Annotated in this window: 3 protein-coding genes; 2 read left to right on the top strand and 1 reads right to left on the bottom strand. The window is 32.6% G+C overall.

Features of this window, described 5'->3' with window-relative positions; all coding sequences use genetic code 11:
• Positions 1-63: 63 nt before the first annotated feature.
• Entirely contained in the window at positions 64-1,476 is a 1,413-nt protein-coding gene (locus tag I6852_RS07830) for a hypothetical protein (RefSeq protein WP_150179177.1), read from the bottom strand.
• A 350-nt stretch (positions 1,477-1,826) separates the two neighbouring features.
• On the opposite strand from I6852_RS07830, the gene I6852_RS07825 reads away from it, so the two are divergent.
• Both I6852_RS07825 and I6852_RS07820 read left to right on the top strand, forming a co-directional pair.
• A complete protein-coding gene (locus tag I6852_RS07825; RefSeq protein ID WP_150246548.1) occupies positions 1,827-2,504 on the top strand; it encodes a CAAX protease in 678 nt (225 codons plus the stop codon).
• Between the two features lie 480 nt (positions 2,505-2,984).
• Positions 2,985-3,140 (top strand): hypothetical protein, encoded by a 156-nt coding sequence (locus I6852_RS07820; RefSeq protein ID WP_154180706.1) that lies wholly within the window; start codon positions 2,985-2,987, stop codon positions 3,138-3,140.
• The last annotated feature ends 262 nt before the right edge of the window (positions 3,141-3,402 follow it).

Below are 3,402 nucleotides of genomic sequence, written 5' to 3'. Positions count from 1 at the left end.
TTTTATTTTTACTAAGCGCTAATCGCATGTTACTAACACCAAAAGAACGCATGCGTTAAATCCTTAATCCCACCATTTATCAATTGTGGGGCGTGATAGCCCCAATTCTCTATGACAAGCGATTTTTTTGCCTTGTGGGTTTTGAATACGCCATTCTTGTATAAGCAATTGTTTTGTTCCGCTGTTTTTAGGTCTGCCATCTTTATTATTCCAAGTCTTTCCTTGTCGGCTCTGCTTAACATCTCTTATAGCCCTTGCTATTTCTAAGTGGTTTTCTTGGGTCTGATAATTTCTCCTATTCCTATCAATCCTTAGAGCTGTAAGGATTTCAATATCTTTAATTTTAAAACAAGCCAAGCCTTTATCATAACTTTCTAAAGCACTATAAATATCTCGTTTAATCAATGGGTTGGTGTGTGGAATTTTTTTTAACTCTTCAAAAACTTCCCATATGTCTTTTTCTAGCTCTTGCTTGGATACATCGCATTTGTAAGCATAAATAGCCATACACATCATAAAAAAATAGCGATGCCCTCCCTTAGGCTCTTTGCAACGCTTTTTCCACCATTCATACACATCTCTTTTAATGCACCATTTCTTTCTCTCACTTGTTTGGCCTTGAATAATAACCCTTTCATACCATTCAGGAAATTTAAGTTTAGCTTCTGCTAAAGTGTGTTTGCTTGATCTAAAGCGTTTTAAAATATCCACTCTTTTATCTTCTTTGACATATTGGTTCATGTATTCCAAACTCACTCTATCGCCTGTTTTAAAGGCGATAATCTTATTGCCATGCTTTTCGTTAATACTCCCTACCATTCTAAAGGATTGATTGATAGACTGGTATTGCGTTTCTTTTTCTTTACTAGTTTCTTTATAACGCCAAATATTGAATGTAAGAGCGTATTTATAAGCTTTGAGTTGGACTTTGATATTAGGAAATAAATCTATAGGCTTATCAAACACATAATACACATGCAAACCCATCCCACTTAAAACAATAAATGTCGGTCTAGGAATAGGCCAAAAATAAGTATCTTGCTTTTTTTCACAAAATTTCACCACTTCAAAAAAAGCGGTAATTTCTTTTAACCCTACCCCATCTAAATCAAAAATTAAAGCGTTCATTTGTTGAGCATGAGCTAAGTCATTATGCCTACCCCTATAACTTAAGCCACTACATAGCGTTAAATCGTTTTCTAAAACAAATTCGGCATAATCATCACCCCAAGTGTCTTTAAGCATTATACGGCGTTTTAAAGCTGGTTTATCGGTATCATTTAGAGTTGTCTTTAAGTCTTTATACAAAAATACAGCATTAGGTTTAGAAAAATTCTTATTTTTTTCACCCTTGTTCTCACAATCAGGAAAAATAAAATTATAAAAAGCTTCCCCATCGCTCCACTCCTCATAATCATTGTAAAACAAGAAATCCTTACAATCCAAATAATCACCTAATTTCCTACCAACTACCATAACTAACATACCTTATGTCACAATCTAATAAATCATTTATTGTTTCAAAAAAGTTCATTTTCTTTTAAAAAACAAAAAACATTTTTTAAAAAACACATGATTTATAACTAAATAAGTTATAAATAATAACATGACCACCAAACACCACCAAGGGGGGCTTATATTTATCAATATTGTTTTTTTTACATTTTAACATAAATTTCGAATCATTTTTTTGAATTTTTAGTATTTAGGACTTTTTAATTTTAAGTGCTATTTGCACCTTAGATTGCATTAAGAAAGATAATAAATAGGCTTTTAACTAATTTGGCATTTTAGTTATAATTTTTCAAAAAACCTTAAGAGAAATCATGCAAGATTTACAACTTTTTAAGAATAATATTACGCTCATTCTATCCAAAGACAGATTAGATACTTATAACAGCCTAGAGCAATACAAAGAAAATTTAAAACTCATTGCTTCTATCACGCCTAAAATCTCTAACTTAGAAATTTATTTACGCAACGCTTTAGACTATTGCTTGACTCAAATCAAAGGGAGTGATTGGGTGTTTAAAAACAATCATCAAGACATTAAAAAAGCTATTAGTCGTTTTGAAAAGGAAAAATTAAAATACCCTAGCAAGAACGATATTTTATCTAGACTAACATTGGGGACTATTGTTAGCCTTATTATCACTAATCATTTGCAGTTTCCAATTCTTAGTCTTAAAAATATGGATTTTAAGCAATATTACAATGGCAATACTAACAAAATTCGCATTGGTTTTAATAGGAGTAAAATTTCTAATGTTTTAAAGTCTAAAATTACACTCAATCTTTTAAGAAATATTAGAAATCGCGCGTATCATTGGGAAAACTTACTTAAAACTAAACATGACACGCCAAATATAACCAATGAGATTGATGGAGTTATTGTAGGGATTATGCCAAATAAGATTACTTTGTTCTTAAATGATTTAATTAAAAGTGTTGGAAATAAAGATTTAGAGAAGTTAAGCGAGTTTGGGTGTCAGTCCACCCTATAGCTCTTACCCCTATTATAACAAATTTATGTTAGATTGTAATCTTTTTTAAAAAATTACTCATGTTTAAAAAACTTTCAAAAAAACTTTTTACTTTTGGGCTTCTAATTATTTTTTAGCTAGATTGTTAATACTAATCGCATATTATCTACTTTTCTAAACTAGATAGGTTTGCTAATCAATAAACTTCTAAACCAAAGAACACACGATAATGACCTACAACCAACGAAAATCAAAAAACCGAATAATGATATACCTAACACCATAAAAAACGATTTTAGGCAAAATACAGAGCATTAAGATGCTAATTATTCAAACTCAAAACCTAAAAGGCACAGACAATCTCAATCGTAAAATCCCCTTAGTCGCTAACCATTTAGCCAATCCCACTAGTTTAGCATCTAAAAGTGCATCTAACTAGGGTTATCAATCCCACCCCTACAAAACCGCCTAGCGAAGCGTTAGCGAAGCATACAAGCGGTTTTGCACCGATTGTTTGCTGACAAGCAAACACCAACAAGCGAAGCGTTAGCGAGCATGGACAAAAGCGCATCGCAGTTTGAAAGCGTAGGCGTTAGCCGTAGCTGTTTTTGCGTTAGCAAAATCAAACAAGATAGCGCAAACCTGGCGTTAGGCTAAAAAACCCCTAAAAACTAAAACCCCAAAATATGTAGCGCGTCATGCGCGTTGTTTTTATTACATGTTTTAAACAGCATGCTGTTTTTACATGTTTTACTCGCATGCGCGCGCGTGAGGGATTGGTGGTTGCAACCCCCTAAATAACGAAGCTATAGGGTTTCTCATTTTTGAGTGAAAATGAATAAAACATAACTTCTTGCCAACACTAACATAACTTCTTGCCAACACTAACATAACTTCTTGCCAACACTAACATAACTTC

It is taken from the genome of Helicobacter pylori (genome assembly GCF_015904775.1).
Classification (GTDB): Bacteria; Campylobacterota; Campylobacteria; order Campylobacterales; family Helicobacteraceae; genus Helicobacter; species Helicobacter pylori_DM.
The sequence above is the reverse complement of the archived record's forward strand: the minus strand, read 5'-3'. Positions and strand labels throughout refer to the sequence as shown.

Excerpts from the sequence above, each read along its gene's own strand:
- I6852_RS07825 (WP_150246548.1), top strand. The coding sequence starts at position 1,827 with ATGCAAGATTTACAACTTTTTAAGAATAATATTACGCTCATTCTATCC.
- I6852_RS07830 (WP_150179177.1), bottom strand. The coding sequence starts at position 1,476 with ATGGTAGTTGGTAGGAAATTAGGTGATTATTTGGATTGTAAGGATTTC.